This window comes from Salinicola sp. (genome assembly GCF_982684285.1).
The window spans coordinates 1-1,172 of the sequence record NZ_CEXLVS010000498.1; the positions used below are offsets into that span (position 1 = coordinate 1).

The 1,172-nt window shown below is 42.6% G+C and carries 2 protein-coding genes; both read right to left on the reverse strand.

Going from position 1 to position 1,172, the window contains the following annotated elements:
• The coding region (locus tag AC3AYF_RS21425; RefSeq protein ID WP_487780488.1) for an ATP-binding protein at positions 1–581 on the reverse strand (581 nt) is incomplete at its 3' end.
• Between the two features lie 6 nt (positions 582–587).
• A partial coding sequence (locus tag AC3AYF_RS21430; protein WP_487780489.1) for a tyrosine-protein kinase family protein occupies positions 588–1,172 on the reverse strand: 585 nt, incomplete at its 5' end.

Genomic DNA, 1,172 nt, shown 5'->3' on the forward strand with positions numbered 1-1,172 from the left:
GGCATTTGAATATCAGAAATAATGAGATCAATATGTTGAGTCTTGATGATTTCACGCGCTTCATAACCGTCTTTAGCCGTCTGTATCTCATAGTTATCAGTTAAAAACTCTTGATAGAGGCGACACAGACTGGTGTCGTCTTCCACTAAAAGTAAGCTGGGTTTAGAGCGTATATTCGGGCGTTGCCAACTTAATGTAAGACGATTAGGTTTTTCCGCCGTGGACTGATATGTTATTTGCTCGCACAAGGTGTGTAATAAGGCGATGCCTCGATCACTTTCGTGTTCTGTCATCGTCTCAAGATCATGGGCTGAGCTAGTTAGACTAGGATCCCATACTGTCCCATTATCAAGTATTTCCAGCCACCAACGATGACTATCCTGACAAAAACGTACTTCTAGAAAACGCGTCGTATTATGCTGCACTAGGTTGGTTAATGCTTCCGACAAACACACTAGAATCTGCTGTTGGGTTTGCTCACTATGAACACAATACGCAAGTACTGACGTTAGCGAATGACGTAACTCGCTAACGCATGCCAGTGTCGCAGGGGTTTTAGATTCGAATAGTAACCGTTTCATAATTGATTACACATCTAATGATAAAAGATGGTTTTTCCGGAGCCAATTTTCTAAATGGTCTGCTAACTTGTCAAACCGAGGCCGTAAACGTTTAGTTTGCCTAAGAAGTTCATTTTTTAAGGTGGGATTATCACGGTCATTGAAAATACAACCTAATAGTCGAACAGAGGTCGTTGTCAGTTTATTGATTGCACTGACAATCATTGCTTCAGTTGTGCTACCGGCCAATACAACCACCAAACAACCATCACAAGCCTCTGCAATGCGTTCTGTCGGGATGTTTTTGGCATTCACTCGGTTGATGGGAGAAGTATCAATAATTACTCTATCGTACGAGTTTAACCATTGTTTAATACAGTATTCGAGTACGCCCTGTTGACGAAGTTTCATCGTGACGTCACGTTGAGTAGGGGCGGGCACGCCTGTAACGACTATGGACATGTTTTCCTGCGAAACTAACTCTGGCTGCTCGAGTAAGTCGGACTCCGATAGGTCTTCATCGATATTAAGCACATGTTTAAGACTAGGATGATAGAGGTTAAGGTCAACCAATAGGGTAGAGCATCCAGCTAACAAACTTCGTTGAGTAAG